23 protein-coding genes and 1 other annotated feature are annotated in these 24,709 nt (G+C 32.0%); of the genes, 6 read left to right on the top strand and 17 right to left on the bottom strand.

All coding sequences use genetic code 11. From position 1 onward, the window contains the following. Positions 1 to 14: 14 nt before the first annotated feature. From ftsA to murA, 4 genes are all read right to left on the bottom strand, one after another. Positions 15 to 1,250, bottom strand: a complete 1,236-nt coding sequence (ftsA, locus tag EHE19_RS08195; RefSeq protein ID WP_137696400.1) for a cell division protein FtsA — start codon at positions 1,248 to 1,250, stop codon at positions 15 to 17. A gap of 197 nt (positions 1,251 to 1,447) precedes the next feature. Continuing rightward, entirely contained in the window at positions 1,448 to 1,807 is a 360-nt protein-coding gene (locus EHE19_RS08190) for a small basic family protein (protein WP_137696401.1), read from the bottom strand. A gap of 80 nt (positions 1,808 to 1,887) precedes the next feature. Next, the gene (locus tag EHE19_RS08185; protein WP_137696402.1) at positions 1,888 to 2,727 is read right to left on the bottom strand and encodes a cell division protein FtsQ/DivIB; all 840 of its coding nucleotides are present in this window, start codon (positions 2,725 to 2,727) and stop codon (positions 1,888 to 1,890) included. A 6-nt stretch (positions 2,728 to 2,733) separates the two neighbouring features. After that, entirely contained in the window at positions 2,734 to 3,708 is a 975-nt protein-coding gene (murA, locus tag EHE19_RS08180) for a UDP-N-acetylglucosamine 1-carboxyvinyltransferase (protein ID WP_137696403.1), read from the bottom strand. Positions 3,709 to 4,337: 629 nt separating this feature from the next. Between murA and EHE19_RS08175 the strand changes: the two genes are divergently transcribed. The 3 genes from EHE19_RS08175 (at position 4,338) to aroF (ending at position 8,107) form a co-directional block, all read left to right on the top strand. Beyond that, positions 4,338 to 5,741 carry a Mur ligase family protein gene (locus EHE19_RS08175; protein ID WP_137696404.1) on the top strand — a complete coding sequence of 468 codons (1,404 nt, stop codon included), beginning with the start codon at positions 4,338 to 4,340 and terminating at the stop codon, positions 5,739 to 5,741. Continuing rightward, positions 5,741 to 6,487, top strand: a complete 747-nt coding sequence (locus EHE19_RS08170) for a type 1 glutamine amidotransferase (RefSeq protein WP_137696405.1) — start codon at positions 5,741 to 5,743, stop codon at positions 6,485 to 6,487. Before EHE19_RS08175 ends, EHE19_RS08170 begins: the two co-directional genes overlap by 1 nt. A 135-nt stretch (positions 6,488 to 6,622) precedes the next feature. Beyond that, positions 6,623 to 6,876 (top strand) — a binding site (T-box leader). A 217-nt stretch (positions 6,877 to 7,093) separates the two neighbouring features. Next, positions 7,094 to 8,107 (top strand): 3-deoxy-7-phosphoheptulonate synthase, encoded by a 1,014-nt coding sequence (aroF, locus tag EHE19_RS08165; protein WP_137696406.1) that lies wholly within the window; start codon positions 7,094 to 7,096, stop codon positions 8,105 to 8,107. Between the two features lie 400 nt (positions 8,108 to 8,507). Here aroF and EHE19_RS08160 read toward each other — a convergent pair whose 3' ends face one another. The 6 genes from EHE19_RS08160 to EHE19_RS08135 all read right to left on the bottom strand — a co-directional run bounded on the left by EHE19_RS08160 (position 8,508) and on the right by EHE19_RS08135 (position 14,824). Further along, entirely contained in the window at positions 8,508 to 8,849 is a 342-nt protein-coding gene (locus EHE19_RS08160; protein ID WP_137696407.1) for a hypothetical protein, read from the bottom strand. Positions 8,850 to 8,916: 67 nt separating this feature from the next. After that, positions 8,917 to 9,495 (bottom strand): lytic transglycosylase domain-containing protein, encoded by a 579-nt coding sequence (locus EHE19_RS08155; protein ID WP_137696408.1) that lies wholly within the window; start codon positions 9,493 to 9,495, stop codon positions 8,917 to 8,919. A 66-nt stretch (positions 9,496 to 9,561) separates the two neighbouring features. Next, a complete protein-coding gene (gene coaE, locus EHE19_RS08150; RefSeq protein WP_137696409.1) occupies positions 9,562 to 10,188 on the bottom strand; it encodes a dephospho-CoA kinase in 627 nt (208 codons plus the stop codon). After that, entirely contained in the window at positions 10,175 to 12,844 is a 2,670-nt protein-coding gene (gene polA / locus EHE19_RS08145) for a DNA polymerase I (RefSeq protein WP_137696667.1), read from the bottom strand. Before polA ends, coaE begins: the two co-directional genes overlap by 14 nt. A gap of 97 nt (positions 12,845 to 12,941) precedes the next feature. Next, positions 12,942 to 14,207, bottom strand: a complete 1,266-nt coding sequence (locus EHE19_RS08140; protein ID WP_137696410.1) for an anti-sigma factor family protein — start codon at positions 14,205 to 14,207, stop codon at positions 12,942 to 12,944. 20 nt (positions 14,208 to 14,227) lie between these two features. Next, on the bottom strand, positions 14,228 to 14,824 hold the full coding sequence (locus EHE19_RS08135) for an RNA polymerase sigma factor (RefSeq protein ID WP_137696411.1): 597 nt from the start codon (positions 14,822 to 14,824) through the stop codon (positions 14,228 to 14,230). A 758-nt stretch (positions 14,825 to 15,582) separates the two neighbouring features. Here EHE19_RS08135 and EHE19_RS08130 point away from each other — a divergent pair. Further along, the gene (locus EHE19_RS08130; protein WP_137696412.1) at positions 15,583 to 15,999 is read left to right on the top strand and encodes a response regulator; all 417 of its coding nucleotides are present in this window, start codon (positions 15,583 to 15,585) and stop codon (positions 15,997 to 15,999) included. A gap of 3 nt (positions 16,000 to 16,002) precedes the next feature. Here the strand turns inward: EHE19_RS08130 and EHE19_RS08125 are convergent, their stop codons facing one another. The 6 genes from EHE19_RS08125 to EHE19_RS08100 all read right to left on the bottom strand — a co-directional run bounded on the left by EHE19_RS08125 (position 16,003) and on the right by EHE19_RS08100 (position 21,293). Further along, the gene (locus EHE19_RS08125) at positions 16,003 to 16,362 is read right to left on the bottom strand and encodes a UDP-N-acetylglucosamine 1-carboxyvinyltransferase (RefSeq protein ID WP_137696413.1); all 360 of its coding nucleotides are present in this window, start codon (positions 16,360 to 16,362) and stop codon (positions 16,003 to 16,005) included. A 1,038-nt stretch (positions 16,363 to 17,400) separates the two neighbouring features. Beyond that, a complete protein-coding gene (locus EHE19_RS08120; protein WP_137696414.1) occupies positions 17,401 to 17,670 on the bottom strand; it encodes a spore coat protein in 270 nt (89 codons plus the stop codon). A gap of 18 nt (positions 17,671 to 17,688) precedes the next feature. Further along, positions 17,689 to 17,883, bottom strand: a complete 195-nt coding sequence (locus tag EHE19_RS08115) for a hypothetical protein (protein WP_137696415.1) — start codon at positions 17,881 to 17,883, stop codon at positions 17,689 to 17,691. A gap of 325 nt (positions 17,884 to 18,208) precedes the next feature. Then, entirely contained in the window at positions 18,209 to 19,438 is a 1,230-nt protein-coding gene (gene tyrS, locus EHE19_RS08110) for a tyrosine--tRNA ligase (RefSeq protein ID WP_137696416.1), read from the bottom strand. Positions 19,439 to 19,871: 433 nt separating this feature from the next. Continuing rightward, positions 19,872 to 20,528, bottom strand: a complete 657-nt coding sequence (locus EHE19_RS08105) for an NAD-binding protein (RefSeq protein WP_137696417.1) — start codon at positions 20,526 to 20,528, stop codon at positions 19,872 to 19,874. 147 nt (positions 20,529 to 20,675) lie between these two features. After that, entirely contained in the window at positions 20,676 to 21,293 is a 618-nt protein-coding gene (locus tag EHE19_RS08100; protein WP_137696418.1) for a potassium channel family protein, read from the bottom strand. Positions 21,294 to 21,553: 260 nt separating this feature from the next. On the opposite strand from EHE19_RS08100, the gene EHE19_RS08095 reads away from it, so the two are divergent. Beyond that, on the top strand, positions 21,554 to 22,231 hold the full coding sequence (locus EHE19_RS08095) for a DUF421 domain-containing protein (protein WP_137696419.1): 678 nt from the start codon (positions 21,554 to 21,556) through the stop codon (positions 22,229 to 22,231). Positions 22,232 to 22,242: 11 nt separating this feature from the next. Beyond that, positions 22,243 to 22,647: a DUF4363 family protein gene (locus EHE19_RS08090; RefSeq protein WP_137696420.1), complete on the top strand. Its 405-nt coding sequence runs from the start codon at positions 22,243 to 22,245 to the stop codon at positions 22,645 to 22,647. Between the two features lie 697 nt (positions 22,648 to 23,344). On the opposite strand, the gene EHE19_RS08085 is transcribed toward EHE19_RS08090, so the two are convergent. Next, the gene (locus tag EHE19_RS08085) at positions 23,345 to 24,352 is read right to left on the bottom strand and encodes a sodium:calcium antiporter (protein WP_137696421.1); all 1,008 of its coding nucleotides are present in this window, start codon (positions 24,350 to 24,352) and stop codon (positions 23,345 to 23,347) included. Positions 24,353 to 24,709: the final 357 nt, after the last annotated feature.

The following is a 24,709-nucleotide window of genomic DNA, read 5'->3' as shown; positions in this document are numbered from 1 at the left end:
TTTGATTTTATTGCCTAATAAAATAATTCTTTGAGTGAAATAAGTAATTTTTTGAAAAAACTATTATTTTTAGTCTTCTTATTGGTCTCTGTAATATTTTTTTTACTAATAGTGCTAGCTTCCTTTTCTTGTTTTGCAATAAACTTAACTATTCCTGCTGCAGTACAATATTCCAAAGAAGTAATATCTTTAAGCTTTGGTGATGCAACTCTTACAGGTAATTGAAAAATCTCATTTGCAAGCTGAGATGCACCATCTAATGCAGCAATACCATTACCAGACAATACGACACCCGCTCCATAGCTTCCTGGACATTTTTTCTCAACCATATCGTGACAAAGACTAAAAATTTCTGAAACTCTTGCTTCTATTACTTCTATGGCATCAGATACCATTATATTTTTCTTGAAACTCTCACTTATATCATTTACAGATATCTCTTGATCATTTTTTATTAGTCTTGTTGAGGCCAACTGATACTGTTTCTTTATTCTATCAGACTCTGCATAAGACATTTTTAAGGCTATGGACAGGTCATTAGAAATATGATCGCCCCCTACAGCAAAACAGTGATTCATTACCAACTTTTCGTTTTTGAATACACTTACTTCTGTAGTTCCACCACCTATATCAACCAAAATAACTCCCATGTCCTTTTCATCTGGCATCAAAATACATTCCCCAGCTGCAAAGCCTTCAGCTACAAGCCCATCAACTTTAATCCCCGCTTTTTCAACACTTCTGATTATATTTTGAACGGATATTATTTTCCCAACTACTACATCAAAGTCGCCTTCTAATATAGAGCCTTTCATACCAACAGGATCAATTATTCCATCATATCCATCCACAATAAATTGACTTGGTACAACATCAATAACTTCACAGTCTTCAGCTATAGATATTGTTCCAGCAGAATAAATGAGTTTCTGAACATCCTCTTTTGTAATTTCTTTATTACTGCTAACAATATTAGTAAAATTTCTATGCTTGATTATATTAGTATGCAGACCTGAAATATTTATATATGCTGAAATAACCTTAACTTCAGATTGAGCTTCAGCAATTCTGACAGAATTCCGAATGGAATCAGACGTAGCATCAATGTCAATAATTATTCCCTTCTTTACTCCAGTACAAGAGGCTATGCCCCTACCTAAAATTTCAACTTCTAGTGCTCTGTCAACCTTACCGATAACAGTACTTACTTTTGAAGTACCTATATCTATTCCTACAATGATATCAGACACAAAACTGACCCCCTAATATTCTTACCAAATACCCTTCAAAAGTACTTATAATACCTAGCATCAATATGAAATTTTCAGTTTTTAGAAAATCTCATTTGATTCAGCGGTATTTCAACAAGGCTGTAGATATTTCACCGTGTAAAACTAAAGCTGTATCCGCCACTTATAGAAGTAGAGGAAATCTTCTTTTTGCCTCATTATTCTTCATTAACTATATTATCTTTTTTGAAGAACTTATTCAATACAAATCTTCTAATTAATGCAAAGTTTAAAAACAATCTATTACCAAATGCAAATATAGCTGCAAGGTAAATCTGAAGTCCTAATTTGTCGCCAATATAAGCCAGAGTAGCAGCTAATAGAGCATTCCCAAAAAAACCTGACAGAAAAATTCTCATATCAAACTTTTTATTTATAGTTGCTATCAAACCACCAAAAACAGAGTCTAAGGCTGCAAGTATTGCAACTGCAACGTATGTAAAATACTCTGATGGAATAGTTATTGGTATAAACATCCCTATTAAAATTCCTGCAATTAATCCTAAAATGGGTATCATAATATCTTCCTTTCATATTGTATCTTATATAGTATCATCTTTTGTAAACCAATATATTTAATTCTATTTTAATCCTCTTTCTAATCCTTAGGCACAAAATATGGGTGCTCGCTGCCAGTTGAAAAAACTAATGTACCTTTCTGATTTTTAGTAATATTGTTTGTAAATATTTGTTTAAACACTTTCAAATCATATTCAAGGTTATCTAAGTCTCCAAATTCCCCATCTATTCTTCCTTCAAAATTAGCAGTTACACTACTTATATCCGAAACTTTAATAGAAGTAAATTTATCATATAACTTAATATCTGAATTTTTATCACTTTTTAATAGTGTATCACAAAATAATATTACTAACTGTAATGGAGATTCCCCTTTAAATTTTACCTCTTGTCCCAAATTATAGCTATCCACCAATGTACCTATTATTTTAAAATACTTCTTTTTTATGTCAGGATTTTTAATGGTTTCTAAAGCATATCCTTCCTTATCAATCAATATGCTTGTCCCATTATATTCTAGAATTGCAAAAGGAGTTCTCTCTTGAATTTTAATTCTTATTGCTTTAGGTAACATAGGTCTAACACTTACAGATTTGACATATGGCATGGACTCATAAACATTTTGTTCCCTATCTTTAAATCTAAAGGATATTAAATTCTTTGGTTTTTCTCCTAACATTTTAAATACATTTTGTCCTGTTATAAGCCCAGTATTAAATATTATATCGTTAGACGAATACTTCTTGTTGCCTGTTACTTTAATTTCATCTACTATAAAAAAAGATGAGCGCGCAAAAATAATAGCAGCAGTTACAATAATAATTGTAAGCAATAACCTTCTGATCCTTTTTGCTCTCGCACGCTTTCTTTTTAAATTTATTGATTTTTTGTAATCGGCATTATTTGAAGTATTTTTCATTTGTATCTATATCCTTATTATCTCTGCCCCTAATTCAGACAGTTTCTCTTCAACCTTATAATAGCCTCTGTCAATATGTTCAAGACCAGTAATAGTAGTTTCACCATGCGCAGCCAAACCAGCCAAAATCAGTGCCGCACCTCCACGCAAATCCCTTGCTACTACCTGTGCACCATTAAGTCGGTTAACACCTTTTATAACAGCCATACGTCCATCTATTCTGATATTAGCTCCCATTTTCAGCAACTCATCCACATGCTTATATCTGCTTTCAAATATAGTTTCAATAATAATGCTTGTGCCTTTGCATAAAGTTAATAATGCCATCATCTGAGCCTGCATATCAGTTGGAAATCCAGGGTATGGCAAGGTTCGGATTACTTCTATTGCATCTAACTTAGTTCCAGAAATTACTTGGATATCATTTCTCTTAATATTAATCTGACACCCAATATCCCTTAATACCGATGCAATTGAAATAATGTGCTCAGGAATAATGTCCTTAATAGTTACATTACCACCTGTTATAGCAGATGCCACCATATATGTTCCAGATATAATTCTATCTGGAATAACAGTATGTTCTACCTTAGTTAATTTTTTCTCGTATCCCTTTATCCTAATAACGCTTGAGCCAGCTCCGGTAACTTTTGCACCTATTTTTTGAAGGAAATTCTGTAAGTCTATTATTTCCGGCTCTTTTGCTGCATTTCTGATAATAGTATCACCTTGAGCATATACTGCAGCTATCATAGCATTTTCAGTTGCTCCTACACTAGGATAATCGAGATATATTTCACAACCTTTTAATCCGTCAGTTTCACAACTTATGTACCCGCCATTAGTATCATTTATTTTGGCGCCTAAACTTCTAAGTGCTTTTAAGTGTAAATCAATAGGTCTTGGGCCTATTTCACACCCACCTGAATGTGTTACTATATTGGCACAAACACTTGTGGGTTTTTCAACTCGAAAAAGCATTATATTCGCACAAAAATCTCTATACTGCAAAAACCATGTGAGGTTATTACCGCTCTAAACAGCACCATGTAAGTATAAATATCTCAACAACTCGAAAAGGCACTATGTTCGCACAAATATCTCTACATTCCAAAAACCACTTGTGGTTTTTGCTGCTCGAAAAAGCACAATGTATGTACAAATTATCTTTTCGAGCTTATTATATCACAATTTAATATTGCCCAGCAAATGTGATATTTTGAATGTAAATGTCAATAATTCCATTTAGATAAGTTTGTACGGGAGTACTAATTAGCCAATATACTAAATTTATCTGAAAAATTCATAAATAAGCTTATTTATATGATATAATGTGTAATTGAAATGTTTAAATATTACCATTTAATGATAATTATATTTATATAATATTAATATGCTTATTACTTTAGTAATTGAAAATACAAGTGTGGGAAAGTTTATTTAAAGTTAAGTAATTGCTTAACAAACTAATTTTCTTGTTAAAAACATTGATAATTTTCCCATACCAAATGGAATTTATATATACGAAAGTAAATTATAACTTAGCACTATGTTTATAACGAAGGAGGACAAATCCATTTTACACGTAAATCTGTGGCATGGATAATACTATGAAAATAAGACAAGTTATCTCTATCATTGCATCCAAACTAACCATTTTTTTATTGCACCTTTTGAAGAGAGGCGGTACTACTCTGCCCGGAAAAGTTGCATTTAAGCTTTACCCAGATATTCTAAAATCAATTGCATCAAATTTTGAGATTATAATGGTTACTGGCACTAATGGCAAAACTACTACAACAAGGATTGTAGAAGAAATTCTGAAGAACAACAATGTAGATTACATAACAAATAAATCTGGCGCTAATCTATTAAGCGGAATAACAACTTTATTCATCCAAGCAGTTTCCATTAGTGGAAAACCTAAACACAAGGTTGCCCTCATTGAAAGCGATGAAGCCGCCTTCAATCAAGTAACAAAGCATCTTACACCAAAGGCAGTTATTGTTACAAACTTTTTTAGAGATCAATTAGATAGATACGGTGAACTTTATTCTACACTAAATGCAGTTAAGTCAGGTCTTGAAAGAATTGGTGATAATACTGCTTTAATTTTGAATGCAGATGACTCAATGTGTGCCTCCCTGGGAATAGCTACTGCAAAACCAGTAATTTACTATGGAATTAATCAACAAGCATATCAGGCTACTTCAGAAAATATGAATTCCGATGCTATGTTCTGTATCCAATGCAAAAATAAATATGAATACTCAAATCGTATTTATGGACATCTAGGAGGCTTTTACTGTACTAATTGCGGATACAAAAGGCCAGATGCTCATTTAGAATGTATTGAAATACAAGAAGCTGGCAGCAGCTATTCTACTATAAAATGCAAATGCTCCTCCACTTTGCTGCAAGAAAATAATGAGTTTGTTACTCGAATTAATCTGCCTGGTTTATACAACATTTACAATGCAATGGCAGCTGCTGCTTGCGGACTTGCTTTAGGTTATAAGGTTGAAACTATTTCAAATGCACTGCAATCCTTTGAATCTGGTTTTGGCAGAATGGAATCAATAAATGTTATGGACAAGACTATTAAGCTAATACTTGTTAAAAATCCTACGGGTTTTAATCAGGTTCTCAGCTTTTTAGCCCTTGAAAATCAATCGTTAAATACTGCCTTTTTAATTAATGACAACTTAGCTGATGGAACTGATATTTCATGGCTGTGGGATGTTGATTTTGAACAGTTGAATAATGTATCCGATAAAATTGACGGACTGATTACATCAGGTGTAAGAGGAGAAGATATGGCTGTACGCCTCAAATACAGTGGTCTTGACACCTCGAAGATTAGAATAATAAAAGATTATCACATGCTAATTGAAGAAGGCTTGAAAAAAACACCGCCGGGAGGTTGTTTCTATATTCTTCCCACTTACACTGCAATGCTTGATATTCGAAGTATATTAAAGAAAAAGTTTAATTTAAAGGAGTTCTGGAAATAATGTTTGATTTAAATATTTGTCATTTATACCCTGATCTTCTGAATACTTATGGAGACAGAGGAAATATATTAGCACTTCAAAAACGTGCTCAGTGGCATGGCATTAATACAACTGTGCAAAATGTAACAATTGGAGATAATTTTGACGCTTCTGATTATGATATTATTTTTTTAGGCGGCGGACAAGATTATGAGCAAGAAATTATCCAAAAAGATGTTCTGGAGCAAAAAAACACTGAAATAAAAAATGCAATTGAAAATATGAAGGTTTTTCTATGTATTTGCGGCGGCTATCAGCTTATGGGTAAATACTACAAGACCTGGGATGGTAAAGAAATAGAGTTTCTTGGAGCACTAGATTTATGGACTGTTGGCGGTAAGGAAAGAATGATAGGAAATATTGTATTTGAAAGCAATTTTATAATGGAAAACGGCAATCCTCTTAAAATTGTTGGATTTGAAAATCATTCAGGCAGAACTTACTTAGGTGAAAATATTCGTCCTTTGGGCAAAGTTCTATTTGGTAATGGAAATAATGGCACTGATGGCTATGAAGGAGCGGTATACAAAAATGTTTACTGTTCCTATTCTCACGGAAGCCTTCTTCCTAAAAATCCTATGCTGACAGATCATTTACTGACTTTAGCATTAAAACAAAAGTATACTGATTTTGATGCCCTTGGGAAGCTGGATGATACCTTTGAAAATGAAGCAAGAAACACTGTTATTCAAAGAATATTAAAATAAATTTCTAGCATCAATTTCAAGCCAAGTCTCGCAATTAGAATATATTACATCTCGTGACTCGTGAACTAATTATAAAAAAGTAGTTGACTTTATTTGTAAAAACATGTTAATATTTATTTAATATTATATTTGTAGTGAAATGTGATGAATGGGAAAAGTAAAATATATGGGTCTTCACAGCGAGCAATGAGATGATGGAAGCATTGCAAGATAGTATATTCGAAGTTCTCCCACGAACAGTTGGCTGAAACTTATATGTAGGTCGTACCGGGTCTTCCCGTTATAGAAGGAGTGTATCGGATAGCTTTTAGTTATTCCTGTACATGGATGAGTGGGTTGTTTTAACCAATTTGGGTGGTAACGCGTGGATGTAAGTCTTCGTCCCTATTTTATTAGGGATGAGGGCTTTTTTTATTTGATAATCTACTGCAAGGTTCATCACAAATCTTTAACAAATATAGCAATGTAATTTAAAGTGATTAAAATTTAATGCGATTAGGGTGGATTTTCCATTTTAATGCATAACACATTATTATTTGCCTAAAGAATTAACTTAACGAAGGAGGTGCAAGTCCATGTCGTTTTTGGCAGGACATGGATATAATTATGATTATAGTAATGAAACAAAATGCAACTGCTCAAGAAATCCAAAATGTTGAAAGCAAGCTAATTGAACTTGGATTTAAAACACACCCAATAATGGGAGATGTAAAAACAGTAATAGGTGCTATAGGCGATAAAAGACTTCTAAATATTCATGCAATTTCACAAATGCAGGGTGTTGAAACATTAGTTCCCATTATGAAGCCTTACAAGCTGGCAAGCAATGAACTTCAGCAAACACCTACAATTATTGATTTAGGAGATGTAAAAATCGGTGGTAATGAAATTGTTGTAATGGCAGGGCCTTGTGCAATTGAAAATGAAAAGGATTTTATCACCACTGCTGTCAGTGTTAAAAACAGCGGAGCCAAAATACTCCGTGGCGGAGCATTTAAGCCGAGAAGTTCCCCATATGCATTTCAAGGTCTTGAGGAGGATGGCCTCAAAATAATGGTAGCAGGTCGTGAAGCCACAGGTCTTAAATTAGTAACAGAAGTAGTTGACACTAGAGATGTAGAACTTGTAAATAAATATACTGATATTTTCCAAATAGGTGCACGAAATATGCAAAACTTCAGGCTGCTAAGCGAAGTAGGTATGACAAATAAACCAGTGCTTCTTAAAAGAGGCTTATCTGCAACAATAGAAGAATGGTTAATGGCAGCTGAATATATTATTGCTGAAGGAAACCAAAATGTAATTCTATGTGAAAGAGGTATACGTACGTATGAAACAATGACAAGAAATACTCTTGATTTAAGTGCAATCCCTGTAATAAAGGAAGTTTCTCATTTACCAATTATAGTAGACCCAAGTCATGCAACAGGTAATTGGAAATATGTTCCTGCACTTGCTAAAGGAGCTATCGCAACAGGTGCTGATGGATTAATAATCGAAGTTCACCTAAATCCGCCAACAGCCCTCTGTGATGGTCCTCAATCACTTAGGCCGGAAAGATTCGGTACACTAATGGATGAATTGAGACTTGTTGCCCAATCAATTAATAGAACTATATAAATGAACTACTTATAAATAAACTTATTTCCAGCTCAAACTTCGCAAATATATTGGTGTAGTGGAATTATCAATGGTATGTTGCCACAGATTTTGTTATTTTATATTACAAAACTGTATCCATAATGCAAGCTTTTTCTCATACAACTCTTTCATACTATTATTTTATCGCTCATTCCATTGATAATGCTGTAACAGGCTATAAGCAAAATTTCCAACTGCGAAGTTTGAGTTTAAGCTTGCAAGATAACCTGACTTTTGTCAACAAAAAAACACCTTACTCCAAATAAATACCAATATTAATGATAGCACTAGAAAATATCTATCATTAATATTGTAGTGTCTTAATAAGGTGTTATACTATGCTGTGTCTTATTCTATAAATAGTTTCTAAAAACAATTCTTAAAACCCTTCATCAAATGGCTCCAATGTGAATTCTTGTACGCCATTATAAACAACCTTTAGATATTTAACATCACCATATTTAGTCTTGTCGGATTCATTTAATAAAATATACACAGATGTGTTCTCATATACTTTAATGTTAATTCTATCAAAAATATCTTTTTGTAATACATCCAAAACTGCGCTTATGTTCTCAACAGCTGAATGGCTAGACTTGCTTTCAACAATTACCGGCATTTTAGAATTATCTGGATTTAGAATTTCAACATGTATAATTCCAGGTTCAATTACATTATCTGTAGGATATAGCAAGTCTCTTTCAAATAGCACTGATTTCATTTTCTTTCCTCCCTATAAAATGAAATAATAAAATGAAATAATCCATATCTATATCTATAAAATATCATTATTTTTGTTCACCGTAAAGCTTTTTATATATATAATTATACCTCTTAATCTTTTTTACATAATTCTCAGTTTCCTTAAATGGTATTCTATCCAATGTTATACCATCACTGCTTATATCAGTATCTTTCAGCCACTTTGCTACATTTCCGCTGCCTGCATTATATGCCGACAGTGCAAGGTCAATATTTTGATCATATTGATTAATTAATTTGGAAATGTACCAGCACCCTATTCTAATGTTAGTCTCTGGCTTTAGTAACATACTGCTATCAAAATCCTTAATTTTAATTTTTTCTGCTGCCCACTCACCAGTACTGTCCATTATTTGCATTAAGCCCTTTGCTTTTCTAGGGGATATTGCATTAGGATTAAACCCGCTTTCTGCTTTGATAATTGAATATACAAGATTTTTATTTAAACCATATTCATCAGAATATTTCTCCACATATTGGGAATATTTAGTTGGGAATATTTGTCGTAAAGCATATCCTGCTAAGTTTACTGAAAAAATAATAAATACTATCAAAAGCAAAAATATATGAAATCCCTTACGCCTATTCCTAGTCTTCTTTTTCAAATAATCACCTCAAAATCAATAAAACTAAGCCTTTATATAACTTATGATATCAGTGAATACAGAGGCTTAGTCACACTTATACTTTTCTAAAATACTGTTAAATTCATTTTGTACTTCCTCTTTTAGTTTTAAATAATCTCCATCATTATAAATAACAGTATTTGCAATGCTAATATACTCTTCATCAGAAATTTGTGATTTAATTCGAGACAATGCTTCGTTATATGTCAAGCCACTTCTTTTAATAATCCTGTCAATACGCAGTTCCATTTGTGCAGATACTGTCCATACTTTATCACATAAATCTAAAAAGCCTGTTTTTATTGGTATTGGTGCATCTATAACAATTATCCTAGATTTTTGCATAGTTAGTTCGTTTACTCTAGCTTGTATTATCCTAGCCACATGTTTATGCATAATGCTATTTAACTTTTGAAGCTTATCCCTATCCTCAAAAACTATTTCAGACAATCTTTTTCTTTTTAGCTGTCCAAAATCATCAACAATATCTTTACCAAATGTATTAATTAGTTCTATCAGTGCATTTTCGCCAGGCATAACAATTTGTCTGCTGATAACATCGGCATCAATAATCTCAGCCCCTAAGTCACTGAGTATCTTGCAGACAGTACTCTTACCGCTTCCAATACCTCCAGTTACTCCTAGGACTATTGAATCCCTATTTTGTCTCATACCACGTTTCTCCATACTTAACATCTACAGTTAACGGAACTCTTAATGACACTGCATTTTCCATACAGTACTTCAAAAGCTTTGAAACCTCATCTAACTCCGTCTTTTCAGTTTCTATTATAAGTTCATCATGTACTTGTAATATCAATCTTGATTTTAACTTCCTTTTTTTAAGTTCATTATAAACCTTTACCATAGATATTTTAATTATGTCTGCTGCAGTACCCTGTATTGGAGTATTCATAGCAACGCGTTCTCCAAATGCACGCATATGGAAGTTGCTGGACTTAAGTTCTGGAAGATATCTTCTTCTGTTAAAAATAGTAGTAACAAAGCCTAGCTCCTTGCCCTTTTCAACTGTATCATGCATATATTCTTTAACACTGGAGTACTTATTCAGGTATTCATCTATATATCTTTTTGCTTCCTTTTTTGTAACACCAATATCCTGTGCCAGACTGAAATCTCCTATTCCATATACAATACCAAAGTTTACAGCCTTTGCTCTAGACCTCATAATTGGAGAAACTTCATTTATAGGGATTCCAAATACCTTTGAGGCAGTAGTGGTATGAATATCTTCATTGTTATTAAATGCCTCAAGCATATTTTTATCACCTGTAATATGGGCCAAAACTCTTAATTCTATCTGAGAATAATCGGCATCAAGCAGTACATAATTTTTGTCAGAGGGAATAAAAACCTTCCTTATTTTTCTGCCAAGTTCCAGCTTTATTGGAATATTCTGAAGATTTGGTTCTGTACTGCTAATTCTTCCTGTTGCTGTAACTGTTTGGTTAAAGCTTGAATGAATTTTACCTGTATTTTTGTCAATGACAGTCAACAATCCATCAGCATAAGTTGATTTTAATTTCATCAACTGCCTATATTCCAGTATTCTATCAATAATCTCATGTTTTTGAGATAGCTTTTCTAAAACCTCTGCACCTGTTGAATATCCCGTTTTTGTTTTCTTAGCTGAAGGCAGCCCTAACTTTTCAAACAAAATAACTCCCAATTGTTTAGGAGAATTTATATTAAAATTCTCACCAGCAAGCATATAAATCTCATCTTCCAAAACAGAGATTTTTCCATCTAACTCCTTTGAAAAATTCTGAAGTCCCTCTACATCCACCTTGAAGCCCCATAGTTCCATATCTGCAAGGACTTCCACAAGTGGCAGTTCAATATTATAAAAGAGCTCCTCCTGCTCATTTTCTTTAATAATGGGAGTAAGTGCCTGAACCAATTCAAAAATAACCTTAGCGCAAGTTGCACAGATTGTATTTGAATCTATTTTAAGATCTTGCAGCTTATTACCGTGTTTATCATACAAATTCTCTGCAGGAGTTATTGTCTTATTCAGAATATCCTCAGATAACTCCGAAATCCTATAGCTGCTTCTGGTAGGCTCTAATATATAAGCCGCAATCATTGTGTCAAAGGCAAGGCCATTTATTTCTATGCCTGAAGCTTTTAAATGCTTAATAAACGCCTTTAGGTCATGACCATATATCTTTATTTCTTGATTCTCAAATATGCCCTTTAGAGCTTTTATTGCTGATTCACTTGAAAAATCCTTTGAGAATATAAAAACTGCTGGTAATGAATCATCCTCACACGCATATATACAAAGATCATCTACAAAACTTCCTGAAATATCCATGCGATAATAAACAGTCATTTTTTTGCTTGATTTAATTGCATTAATATACTGTTCTAAATCAACTATAGAACTTATTTTTATATGTTCCACAGCCATATTATCTAAAGGCTGTAAAGAAGTATTATCTTTTAAACCAAATTTATCTATAAAGGTTTTAAACTCCAACTTCTTAAAAATGTCATAAAGCTTGTCTTTATCAAAATCAACTCTAAGATATTGCTCAATGTTACAAATATTAGGCATTCTTCTCTCAATTGTAGCAAGTCTTTTACATAGGAAAGCTAGATCCTTATTTGCCTCCAGCTTTTCACGAACGCCTTTCTTTTCAACTAATTCTATATTTTCATAAATCCCTTCTATACTGCCAAACTTTTTAATTAAATCAAGGGCAGTTTTTTCTCCAATTCCAGGAACACCTGGAATATTGTCTGAAGAATCTCCCATAAGTCCCTTTACATCAATCAGCTTAATAGGAGCCACTCCATATTTTTCAAAAACTTTCTGAGAATCATACTCATCTGTTTCAGTTTTGTTTCCTCTTGTAACAGGAAGCTTTATTCTTGTAGTTTCTGAAGCAAGCTGCAAAGAGTCTCTATCACCAGTTAATAAAATAGCTTCCATTCCATTTTCTTCTGCGCATAGAGAAATTGAGCCTAATATATCATCTGCTTCATATCCCTCTACCTCAACCCTTTTAATATTCATAGCATCTAAAACCTGCTTGATAATAGGAACCTGCTCTGCTAATTCTGGTGGCATACCCTTTCTTTGGGCCTTGTATTGATCGTACTCCTTGTGCCTAAAGGTAGGTGCTTTTAAGTCAAAAGCCACACATAAATATTTAGGCTCTTCTTCTGCCAAATATTTAGATAAAATATTTATAAATCCAAATACAGCATTTGTGTGTAAACCCTCAGAATTTGTAAGGTTTGCTGTTTTGCTAAGACCATAAAAAGCCCTGTTCAAAATACTATTACCGTCAACAATCATTATCTTTTCCAAAATTAATAAGCCTCCTTGGGCGTTCTTACAAGATTATAGTCAACTGTGAAATTCCATTATTATAATTATTACATAAATATAAATATTAATAGACCAAATATATCCTGAGAACAACTATTTCTTTTTCATTAGTTATTTTATTCAACTCTTCAGTAAGTCTTTCTTTTTCTGCTTGATAAACAGATACATCCTCATTATTTTTTGATGCATTTGTAATCTTATTATCTATTTCCTCTTGCTTTTTATTTATTTCATTATAGATGTGAGTAACATCTTTTTTTATTATATCAGTTTTGGAGTTAAATTCCAGATGATATTTTGCTGCCTTAGCTTCAAGCAAACTATACTGATTTAATGTCAAATAGTAATCAATATATTCTGGGTCTGTAACAAAGGCTTCTGCTATCTCATTTGTTGAAACATTTGAGTTATCTTTATCTGGGCTTCCAGCAAAAATCATATTAGAATCTTCAACAATATTGTTATCTGCAAATATATGTAATTCACTTGCACCAACATCGTTCATTAATAATTTTAATTTTTCAATTTCAGTGCCCTCAGCTGATACCTCCATTTTTATTTCGGAATAATTTGAAATATATTCTTTAGTATCTAAATTATTACCTAATATTGAATATTGTAGTGTGTCATTTTCTAGCAGCACATCTTTACTGCCACTTTCTGTATTCTCTCTATCTTCAAAAGTTCTCATTTTAAAGCTATTGTCTGCAATAGTATCTTCTTTTTTATCTGCTGTTGCTGGTTCACTGAAGGTTATTTTAATTTTTGCATCTTCTGATGGACCCCCTGCAGCTGCTTCTTTGGTATCATTTGTACTTGATATATTATTTTCACCGTTAGCTTTAGCTTGTATGCTTTTTTCCTCTTCACTATTTACAGAAATATCACCTGAATTATCAGTATCTTCTGCCATTTTGCTCATTTCCATTTGTGCAGTTTCACTGTAATTAGCAGTAGATTGGTCCTTAGTAACCATACTTGGCATCAAATTATATGCTAATAATGAAATAACAAGAACTGCTGCAGTTGATAGACTGGCAATTAGCCTTTTGCTTTTTATAATAAATGCTAATTTTTCTCGTGTATTATTTTTATTTGTACTTTCGCTTACCTGTTGTAATCGTATATGTAGTGTTTCTGAAAAATTCTCTGGAAGCGGTATCTCCTGTTCTTCCTTACACAACTCAGCACAAAATAAAGCATCCTCAAATTTAGCTGAGCACTGACTGCATTGTTCCATATGCTCTAAAAAGTCAGACTTTGTCTCGTCATCTAACAGTTCATCTAAATATAACGAAATATATTCATCACAATCTTTGCAGAAATTCATTGTTATCCCTCCCTTCAATATTATTTGACGTAATCAGTAAATAAATGTTCCTTATCTTTGCACAATAAATCTCTTAATTCAGCTCTTGCCCTGCTAATTCTTGATTTAACTGTTCCAACAGGCGCCTGAATAATATCAGCTATTTCTTCATAGCTAAATCCATTTAAATCCCTAAGTACAATTATTAGTCTGTTTTTTTCACTCATTGTAGAAAGTGCATCATTTATAGCTTTCCTTTGAGCATTAATTTCTGCCAATTTTTCAGGTCCTGGGCTTTTTGAAATCAACCTATCTTCTACCTTAAGATCCTCAAAGGTTTTTTGCTCAAGTGAAATATCTTTCTTATATTTATTCTTTCTCAAAAAATCAAGACACACATTAGTTGCTATGCGATATAACCATGTAGAAACAGAGCAATTGCCTTGAAAGTCTTTAATATATCTAAATGCTTTTATAAACGCTTCTTGCGCCTGCTCACTTGCATCCTCAGAATTATTCAACATTCTATAACAAATATTGTATACCTTTATATAATAAGTGCTGGTAAGTTCCTCAAATGCTTGAACATTCCCATCCCGCGCCTTCTTTAAAAGAAGTTTTTCGTTTTCAAGTTTCATAGCTATTTGATCCTACTTTCTAATAATACTATTTTGTATTTAAAATATAGAAACAATATTCTAAAATACTGATTTGAATATTTTTATCACCGCTTGAGCAGTGTGCTGTATATACAGCGATTCATAGCTTGAAAAATGCGAAGTTTACATTACGTGCATTCATCATTCTCTTCTCATATCAAAAAGCTGCTATTAGCTTTTTATGGATTGTTCAAATACTGCGTAACTTCCACAATGGTTTTATTTATGTACCGAAAGTGTGCGTGGAAGATTAGTATTCGGACAACATTTGCGAAGCTTTGCTCCATCCTCACAAATGGGTAATTTTAAATGCAAATTAGTAATAAGAGGTGCTACTCTATGACTTTTATCTTAAGTATTATATCATAATATTTTTCTTATGTAATGTTAAATCAAAATTAATCTTTGTATTAAAGTTGTAGGCCTATAACCATTAGCTAAATCTTCATTAAAAATAAACTTTGTATACTATGTACATATTTTTCTAAAAAATTCTTTAAATTTTTTTAAATAATTAAGAAGGTTCTTGCTACTTTTTATAGAATATTTAAATATAACGAGGTAAGGAAATGTCACCCACTTTTATAAGTGGCGAATACCCGATTAAATTTTAAAGAAGTGAGAATTTTTCTCGCCTCGCTTATGCCCCCAGATTATAACGAAATTTTTCAATATTTTTACATATTGGAAGTTTCAATTTTAATCTAGGTATTATAATATTTTTGAAGGAGTTAAATATGGTTAGTACAATTCTTGTAACTGATGATAACGCTTTGGATAATGCTATTCTCAGAAACTATCTCTATAGAGAGCACGTCAATTTTGTATCTGCACTTAATGGAAAAGAAGCTCTAGATTTGCTTGAAAGCAGAAATATTGATATTATTATTTTAGACTTAGAAATGCCTGTTCTAGATGGATTTGGATTTTTGGAACTGTTTTCTAAAACCGATTTGTACAGAGAAATCCCAATTATTTTAGCTTCAAGTGCTGAAAAAGAGGTTTACGAAAAAGCATTTGCTTATGACATTTTTGATTTTATCAAAAAACCACTTACTCAGACAGATAAACTTGTATTTATTAATAAAATAAGAAAAGCATTAGAATTCAGAAAAATGAAATTAGAATTAAATAAGCTGAAAGCAATTGTTTAGTATTCATACTATAACACATTCACCTGGATAGCTTATAGTTACTTTTCCTTCTCTTGCAAGTAGTGGTCCCATTAAAATTATTGAAGACCTCATTTCTGTTGCAAGATTTTCAGGAACAATAGTAGAAGATATTGTAGTCGAATCTATTATGGCTGTATTATCTTCTACTTTTACTTTACATCCTAACCTTCTTAGAATATCTAAAATAACTTCTACGTCCTTAAACATTGGACAGTTTTTAATAATATTTTCATCCCCATTTAAGATTGTAGCAGCTAATATTGGTAAGACTGAATTTTTTGCCCCTTCAATTCTAATCTCACCTTTTAATTTTTTACCTCCCGTGACTATTATTTTGCTCATATAACACACCTCCGTCACATTGGGACATTTTTAATATGTTTAAATACACGTGATTCCCTCCTTATAGTACTATGATTGTTAAATCATATATAGCCATTAACAGTCATTTACAAATTCCTAATATCTTCATCTGACAGTTCAAATATATGTAAAAAACTATCAGACTATATTTTCTAGAATTTATCATTAAATTACTTGATATATATTCTGGCTTTCAATGCAGTATGGACGTCGTGTGTCAATTGCTAAATAGTCATAAAATAAAAATCATTAGCAGTCTTTTTATTATATAATGAAATTTATTTACGTATCCCTGCAATACTATTTTATGCTTATATTTATAAAGTGTTACTACGCTATAATTTATCAGTAATTAGGAAGAAGTAATATACAAAAGTACAAATCAAATAAATGGGATGCTGGTTTATGATATTTGTTTTAATTAGTTGGTGAAGAATAGTTAGTTCTACTATGGTCTGTTGTAAAACATGTATACTGGTATCTTTTTTGCGAGTGTAATATATATCTAATAGCTAAGCTCGGTTAGAAATTGATGCTAGAAATAATAGGTGAAAAACAAGTATTGTAGCCGATACAGCGGAAGTAAAGTAGCTGTGAGTATTAACCCGAGACAGGATGCCTTGGTAATACGGTCGGCGGAAGTAGTTGTTATTCACCACAATTATTTCAGCGTCAATTTCGTGAGCAAGCAGCACGGGAGTACTATTTAAGCAGTTTGATATATATTACTTATTTAAAGAGTTGTTTTTCAACAGCCCCTCGTTACAATTAAGCATGGATGCTGAATGTGGTAAAGCGGTATAATTAACTATAATGAGCCAAAACAAATTCTACAAATATCTTGGGAGTAGCCTTTTAGATAAGTTTGTACGGAAGTACCAGTAAACCACATTAACCTGCAAGGTGCATGAAAAACCTGTTTATGTTATGTATAATAAAGGCAGTTTGAACGCATACATACAACTTGTCCATTTAAATTGTATGTATATTGTCAAAACTGCCCATTGTATTATTACTTTACAGTATTTGTGATTGGATATTTTTTACCTTTTGCTGTGCCATTGTAATTTCTTGTTGATTAGCATTTTCAACAGGATACCAACCTTTTTGTGACATCATATCAAAAACTTGCTTTTGACCATTAAAGGTCTTTGTCAAAATGCTCTGAACATCATTTCTTAATGTTGGACATGAACTTTCAAGTACCAAAGTTGTTAAAGCAGAAGCAGCTAATTTTTTTTCATTTAAAATTGATGACATTATTTCTTTATCTGATAAATTTGCCAAAATATCGCCTCCTATATATTATTGTCCAGCAGTATTTATATGCTTCATAAGAATTTGTAGATCGTTCTTTTCCTCGCTTGCTAATTGATTGCAGAGACTTTTTACCTGACTGTCAGTTGCAAGCTGAGCACAACCTTGCAAATATTTTATGTTACTTTCACACATGCTAATATTATCTTGTATTAGCATAAGTTCTTTACTTGTAAGTGGCATAATAATCCTCCCCATAATATTAATACTCGAACTAAATATAGTTTTTTATCTATATTTAAATCCAAGTTCTATAATATTGTTTCAAATTGTTTAAATTTTATTCTATAAAACCTTTGAATTAGTAGACAATGAATGGTAGAAAAATTGTGCAGCACTCAACTTTGTATTGACACGATGTTTTTAAGATAATAATCACTAATTTTTCATTTAATTTCAAATAGAACCAAAACGTCAAAATAGAAAATTAAAGGTGCAGGAGATTCTCCCACACCTATAGAACTTACGTTAGATATTTGATTTAAGATACTTAATTTCAATGATTAATTTAACTGTTTATTTTAATTCTTATAAAGTTCTTTTTACCTCTTTGCAGCATCATTTGGTCATCAACCAAATCATCTTTTCCTACAACGTAATCAATGCTATTCACCTTATTTTCATTTAGAGAAACCCCACCCTGCTGTACAGCTCTGCGTGCTTCACTCTTTGAAGGTGTTAAGCCAGCCATTACTAATAAATCAACTATTTTAATTCCTGCTTCAAGTTCTGCTGAACTAATTTCAAATGATGGAATGTTATCTGATTTTCCTTTTCCTCCGAAAATTGCTTCAGCAGCCTCTTTTGCTTTTAATGCCTCTTCTTCACCATGAACAATTTTTGTAACTTCAAAAGCAAGCACAGCTTTTGCTTCATTTATTTGTGCATCCTTAAGCGCACCTAATCTTTTTACCTCTTCCATTGGTAAAAAAGTTAACAAAGCCAAGCATCTTTCAACATCGCTATCACTAACATTTCTCCAGTACTGGTAAAATTCATATGGACTTGTTTTTTGAGGATCAAGCCAAATAGCTCCTCCCTCAGTTTTTCCCATCTTTTTACCCTCACTTGTAGTGAGAAGAGTAAATGTCATACCGTAAACGCTCTTTGATTCACGCTTTCTGACAAGTTCAAGTCCTCCTAGAATATTAGACCATTGATCGTCACCGCCCAATTGCATTTGACAATCGTATTTTTGATTTAATACTAGAAAATCATAGCTTTGCATTAACATGTAATTAAATTCTAAAAATGTTAAACCTCTTTCCATTCTGCTTTTAAAGCATTCAGCAGTAAGCATTCTATTAACAGAAAAATGAACTCCAACATCTCTTAAAAATTCAACATAGTTCAAATCTAAGAGCCAATCAGAATTATCAACCATAATTGCCTTATCATCTGAAAAATCAATGAATTTTGAAATTTGAGTTTTAAAGCAGTTGGAATTATGCTCGATAATTTCCTTTGTCATCATTTTTCTCATATCATTTTTACCTGTTGGGTCTCCAACCATTGCAGTTCCGCCGCCTATAAGCGCGATTGGTCTGTGACCATGCTGCTGCATATGAGCCATAACCATTAATTGCAGAAAATGCCCAACATGTAAACTATCAGCAGTAGGATCAAACCCAATATAAAAAGTAACCTTCTTTTCCCCTAATAACTTTTTAATTTCTTCTTCATGAGTTGTCTGAGCAATAAAACCTCTCTCCTGTAAAACATCAAAAACATTTTTCATTACATACCACTCCTCTTAATCTAATAATAATAAATCTGAACTCCTATTTTCGTTAACTTGATTCTCATTATTGCGTATAAAATCCAAGTTGGATTGAAATATTTTCTGCAAAAATAAAAGCCCTTTGTCCTTATATAAGGACGAAGAGCTCGTGGTACCACCTTAATTCACACCTATTATTGTCATAAAGCAAATGCTGCTAATATAATTAAAAAGATGTCTCAAAAAGCTATAACGGGCATACCCGGCAAAAGCCGCTCATAATTTGTAATTCACCATTTCTGCGTATTTCAATCTTTTCACCAACCAGATTGCTCTCTAAAAATAACTGCAGACAGCTACTAAGAATTAATCATCGCTTTAAATATTCTTTGAACAATTCTACCACAAAAAATAATGTCATTGCAACTATAATTATTTTTGTTTAACTTTATTATCCAATAAAGAATTCTTTTAATTCCTGTTGGTCAGCTAGTGATGATGCTGTAATAATGAAATCCCCATCTAATAAAACAGTATCGCCCTTAGGAATAAGTACAGATTCTCCCCTAATTACGGAAATCAATACACAGTCCTTTGGAATTGATATCTCCTTTAAGGATTTATTTACGACTGGCGATGATTCAGTAATATTTATTTCACTTAGTGCCACCTTACCACCCTTAAGTTTCATAAGAGTCTTCATTCCCATGAAATCAACCTCTTGCTCAATTAAATCCGCAATAACTGAAGTACTACTTAAAGCAATATCTACACCTAGCTTTTCAAAAATTTCTATATTCTTTGGATTATTAACCCTTGCTATTGTCCTTCTTACTCCAAAATTTCTTTTTGCAAGCTGGCAGGCAATAAGATTGTCTTCATCTTTTCCTGTAACAGCAATAAAAGTATCTGATTCATTAACTAGACCCTCAGTCAAATGCTCAATATTTGTGCCATCACCATTGACAACAGCTATCCTCAGTTCATTTGCAATTTTTTCACACAAATCTCTTTTTCTTTCAATTAAAGCTATTTTATGTTTATAATGTTGAAGAGTCTTAGCTAAATAGTAACCTACCTTTCCACCACCAACAATTACAATATTCATATTAACCTCCCACACTTACATTAGACAACAAAAAATAAATAACTATAAAAAATGCACCATGTTTGCACAACCAACACTTTCAAAAACACGCTTGCGGGTTTTTGCTGCTCGAAAATGCACCATGTTTGCACAAACTTTATTTTCGAGCTAATATCTTTTAGCATTATCTGCCATAACAATAACATCATCCTCTAAAATTTTCCCTGCTTTATTTGCAAATATAAATTCTCCCCCTCTATACACACCAAAAATCATGCCTTCCTTGACTTTTATGTGCTGAATCTTTCTTCCAATATAACTATTTTCCGGCTTAACATGTCTAAAAACAATAGACGTATTACCAATTACATGTGAACTTATATCGTTTCCTGATTCCATTGATGCTCTCATAACATTAACAGTTATATCGGTAGGGCAAATTGTTTCAAGTCCAAATTCATGAAAAATATGCTCACGAGCTGGATTGTATATTCTTGCTATTACCTTCGGAACTTTGAATATCTCCTTAGCCACCTGACAAACCATTATGTTAATATTGTCATCCTCAGTTACCGCAACAAGCACATCTGCTGTTTCAATACCTGCCATTTTTAATATATCCTGATCAATTGGAACTCCCGTTACTTTAATCCCGTCAAAATCAGGGCTAAGATTCTTAAATGATTCTGAATCATTAGAAACTATTGCCACATCATTTCCTTCTTCTGATAACATATGTGCAAATTTTGATCCAACTTTACCACACCCAATTACAACTACCTGCATAATAACCTCCAAAATAACTATTGTACCTCTTACAACTCAATTATTGAAGCAATATAATTTTCTATCTAATTGATATTTATAATCTAATACCTTCTAATTATACCACCATACTAATAAATAAGTTTTAGAATGCATTTATTCTATTAATCTTTTGAAATTATTATATAAATACTAAAATAGTGCTACTTTTTTCAAGTATTATTTTATTCATAATACTAAATAATATCAGATATATAATTTTTTCGAAAGAGGTAGATATATTGCTGGTAGTTTTTATTAGAACAATAATACTTTATACAATTGTTATTGTTGCCATGAGAATTATGGGAAAAAGGCAAATAGGTGAGTTACAGCCCTTTGAACTAGCTGTAGCAATTATGATTTCTGACCTGGCATCTGTTCCAATGCAAAACACAGGCATTCCTTTATTGCATGGAATAATACCCATTTTAACAATGCTGGCAATTCAAATTTCTATATCTTTTATAACATTGAAGAGCAAAAAAGTAAGAGACATCATATGCGGTAAGCCAAGTGTACTAATTTCTGCCGGAAAAATAAATGAAGATGTATTTCAAAAAGAATTGTATACGTTAAATGATTTGTTAGAACAGCTTAGAACTAAAGATATTTACAATATTGCTGACGTTGAGTTTGCAATATTAGAATCCAACGGACAGCTAAGTGTAGTCCCAAAAGCTTCCAAGAGAAGTGTTACACCAGAAGACTTAAATATAAACGCAAAATATGAGGCTCCTGCAACTGAATTAATAATAGATGGAGAACTGATAAAAGAAAACCTGAAGCGTTTAGATTATGATAGGTCTACGCTAGAATATGAACTTAAGAAAATGGGCATTAATTCAATTAAAGATGTACTATTTGCAAGTATTGACTGCCAAGGAAAATTATTTTGCCAAGCTAAAGAAAGAAAGTAGGTAAAATACAAATGAATAAAACAGTATATTATAATGTTAAAGTAATAATTATTATAGTTTGTTTACTGTTAAGTGTTATACTTTCAGGTGTGTTCTTGCAATACTATCTAGAATGTTCATCTATTAAACTAGATACCAGCTTAAATGACACCTACAACTCTGTAACAAAAGAAAAATGGGATAGTGCAAAAAAGCAGCTTGCCGACTTTGAAGTAAGCTGGAAAAAAACCAGATATTTCTGGGCCATGCTTTTAGATCACTACGAAATAGATAATATTGATAATTCTTTTATAAAAACAATGGAATATATTAAGAGTGAAGATTTTTCATCAGCAGTTGCTGAACTAAAGGCACTTAGGCAATATGTTCTTCATATACCAAAAAGAGAAAGGTTTTCTTTAGAAAATATTTTATAATACTTTTTGCAGACTTTGCTCTGACACCGCATTAACGTTCATCAAAGTTTGAATCATATTTAAATATATTAAATAACATTCGCATATAATTCTATGGTATGGGGAGAATTATCAATAAAAAATTGCTAAGTTAATTATATTACTCAAACATCCCACTTAAATAATTTGTTGGTGCAGCAGCATTATCAATGGCTTGTTGCCAAAATAACTTAAAAGTATAGTTGGTGCTTAAATGGTGCACTTTCTAGCCTCAAAAAGTTCAAGCACTTTTGCGGTCTATAACTCGCACCCAAAATTGACGCAGAAATAATTGCGCTAAAGAACAAGTACTTCCACCAACCGTATAACCAATTCATCCTGTCTTGGGTCAATACTCACAGCTGCTTACTTCAGCTGTGCCGGCTACAATACTTGTTCTTCACCTTTATTTCTAGCATCAATTCTACCCCTGCTTCACAGTTATATATTGCTACTTAGTACTATTTCTTGCAATAAGAAATGTGTATACAGAAAATGCTATTTTTCAGCAGCCCCTTCAGCAATAAATTTAGTGTCTGCTGACCATCTTTAATTATACATGAATACTGATTATGCTGTTTCATTAATACAAAAATTATGTTCAGTTTTAATTCCTTTTCATACAATTAATTATCTGCACTATCATTGTTTAATACATTGTATGACAGTTTTATCTAAACTATTTAAATCCTCTTATAATCAAAAAGCAAATGAAAAAAGCATAAAATATACCGCCCGACATCAATGGAATCCAATTTAAATACTTCAGTTTTTTTATCCAAATATAGGTTACCAATGCAGAGGCTATTGCTAAAAAAGCACTAAGTAAAGTTATTGTGTCCAAAATCCAATTAGTAGTGAGAATACCTATAGCAACTGGGATGCAGCTCTGAAAAACCATAGCACCAGTAATATTTCCCAAAGCAAGAGTGTCTTTACCCTTACTAATCCAAATAATACTATTGAATTTTTCAGGAAGTTCTGTTGCTATTGGAGTAATTATTATTGATAATACTAGTGTAGATATGTCCAATGCCTTTGCAACTATCTCAATATTGCTTATGAACAGTTCTGCACCAAATATTATTGCACCTAATGCAAATAAGGTCTGTATAATAATCATCATTGTACTGGTTCTAGTATTAAAAACCTTAGAAATTACTAATTCTTCAATTTCTTCATTACTAGCTTCATCATTATTAACAGTTTTTACTACATAACTTATGTAACTGGCTACTAAAATAATTGATATAATACTCTTTACAAAACCTAATGTAATTACTGATGCTAAAATTGCACTTGTATATACAATTATGAAAAATGAAATATCCCTGCTCAATACATTTAGATTTACATTTAACTCATATTTTGTTTTTCGTCTTTTTGAAAATATTATTGTGCTAAGACCTGTTAATAAGAATGCCAGAGTAGCTAGCATAAAAGGAGCACCTGCAATTGCTCCAATTCCTATACTAACTGAATTCATATCACTATTAGAAAAAAGCAAGGCTATTGTAGGAATCAATGTCTCAGGCAGGCATGTTCCCACTGCTGAAAAAATACTTCCAACAACGCCATCCCCCAGCTTTAGTTGTTTGCCTAGCCATTCTATTCCATTTGTAAATAACTCACAGCCAAGAAGTATAATACCCAAACTCAATATCAGTGTTATAACATTTTGCAGCATTTACAAAATCTCTTTTCATATATTTTAAAGAATACTTTGAGCAGTGTAACTTAGATATAAAATAGCTAATTTGATGTCTTGTGTTAGTTTTAAGCCAAAAACCAATATTAATACTGGGTTGAACTTAATTGGCGCCATATTTTGCCTCTTCTTATAAATTAGCACAATACAACAATTCCTATATAATCTTAACTGCCAACAAAAATCTTTATCTTTAATAATAATATGATGCAAAAAGAGAATTTAGTTACGAAATTAATTTTTTCAAATAATTAATTTATAAAAAAATACATTTTAAAATTGTCAATTATCTATAAATATAATTTCTTGACCAACATCAAGTATGTAACTACATTT

Source organism: Ruminiclostridium herbifermentans, from assembly GCF_005473905.2.
GTDB classification, from domain to species: Bacteria; Bacillota; Clostridia; order Acetivibrionales; family DSM-1351; genus Ruminiclostridium; species Ruminiclostridium herbifermentans.
The sequence above is the reverse complement of the archived record's forward strand: the minus strand, read 5'-3'. Positions and strand labels throughout refer to the sequence as shown.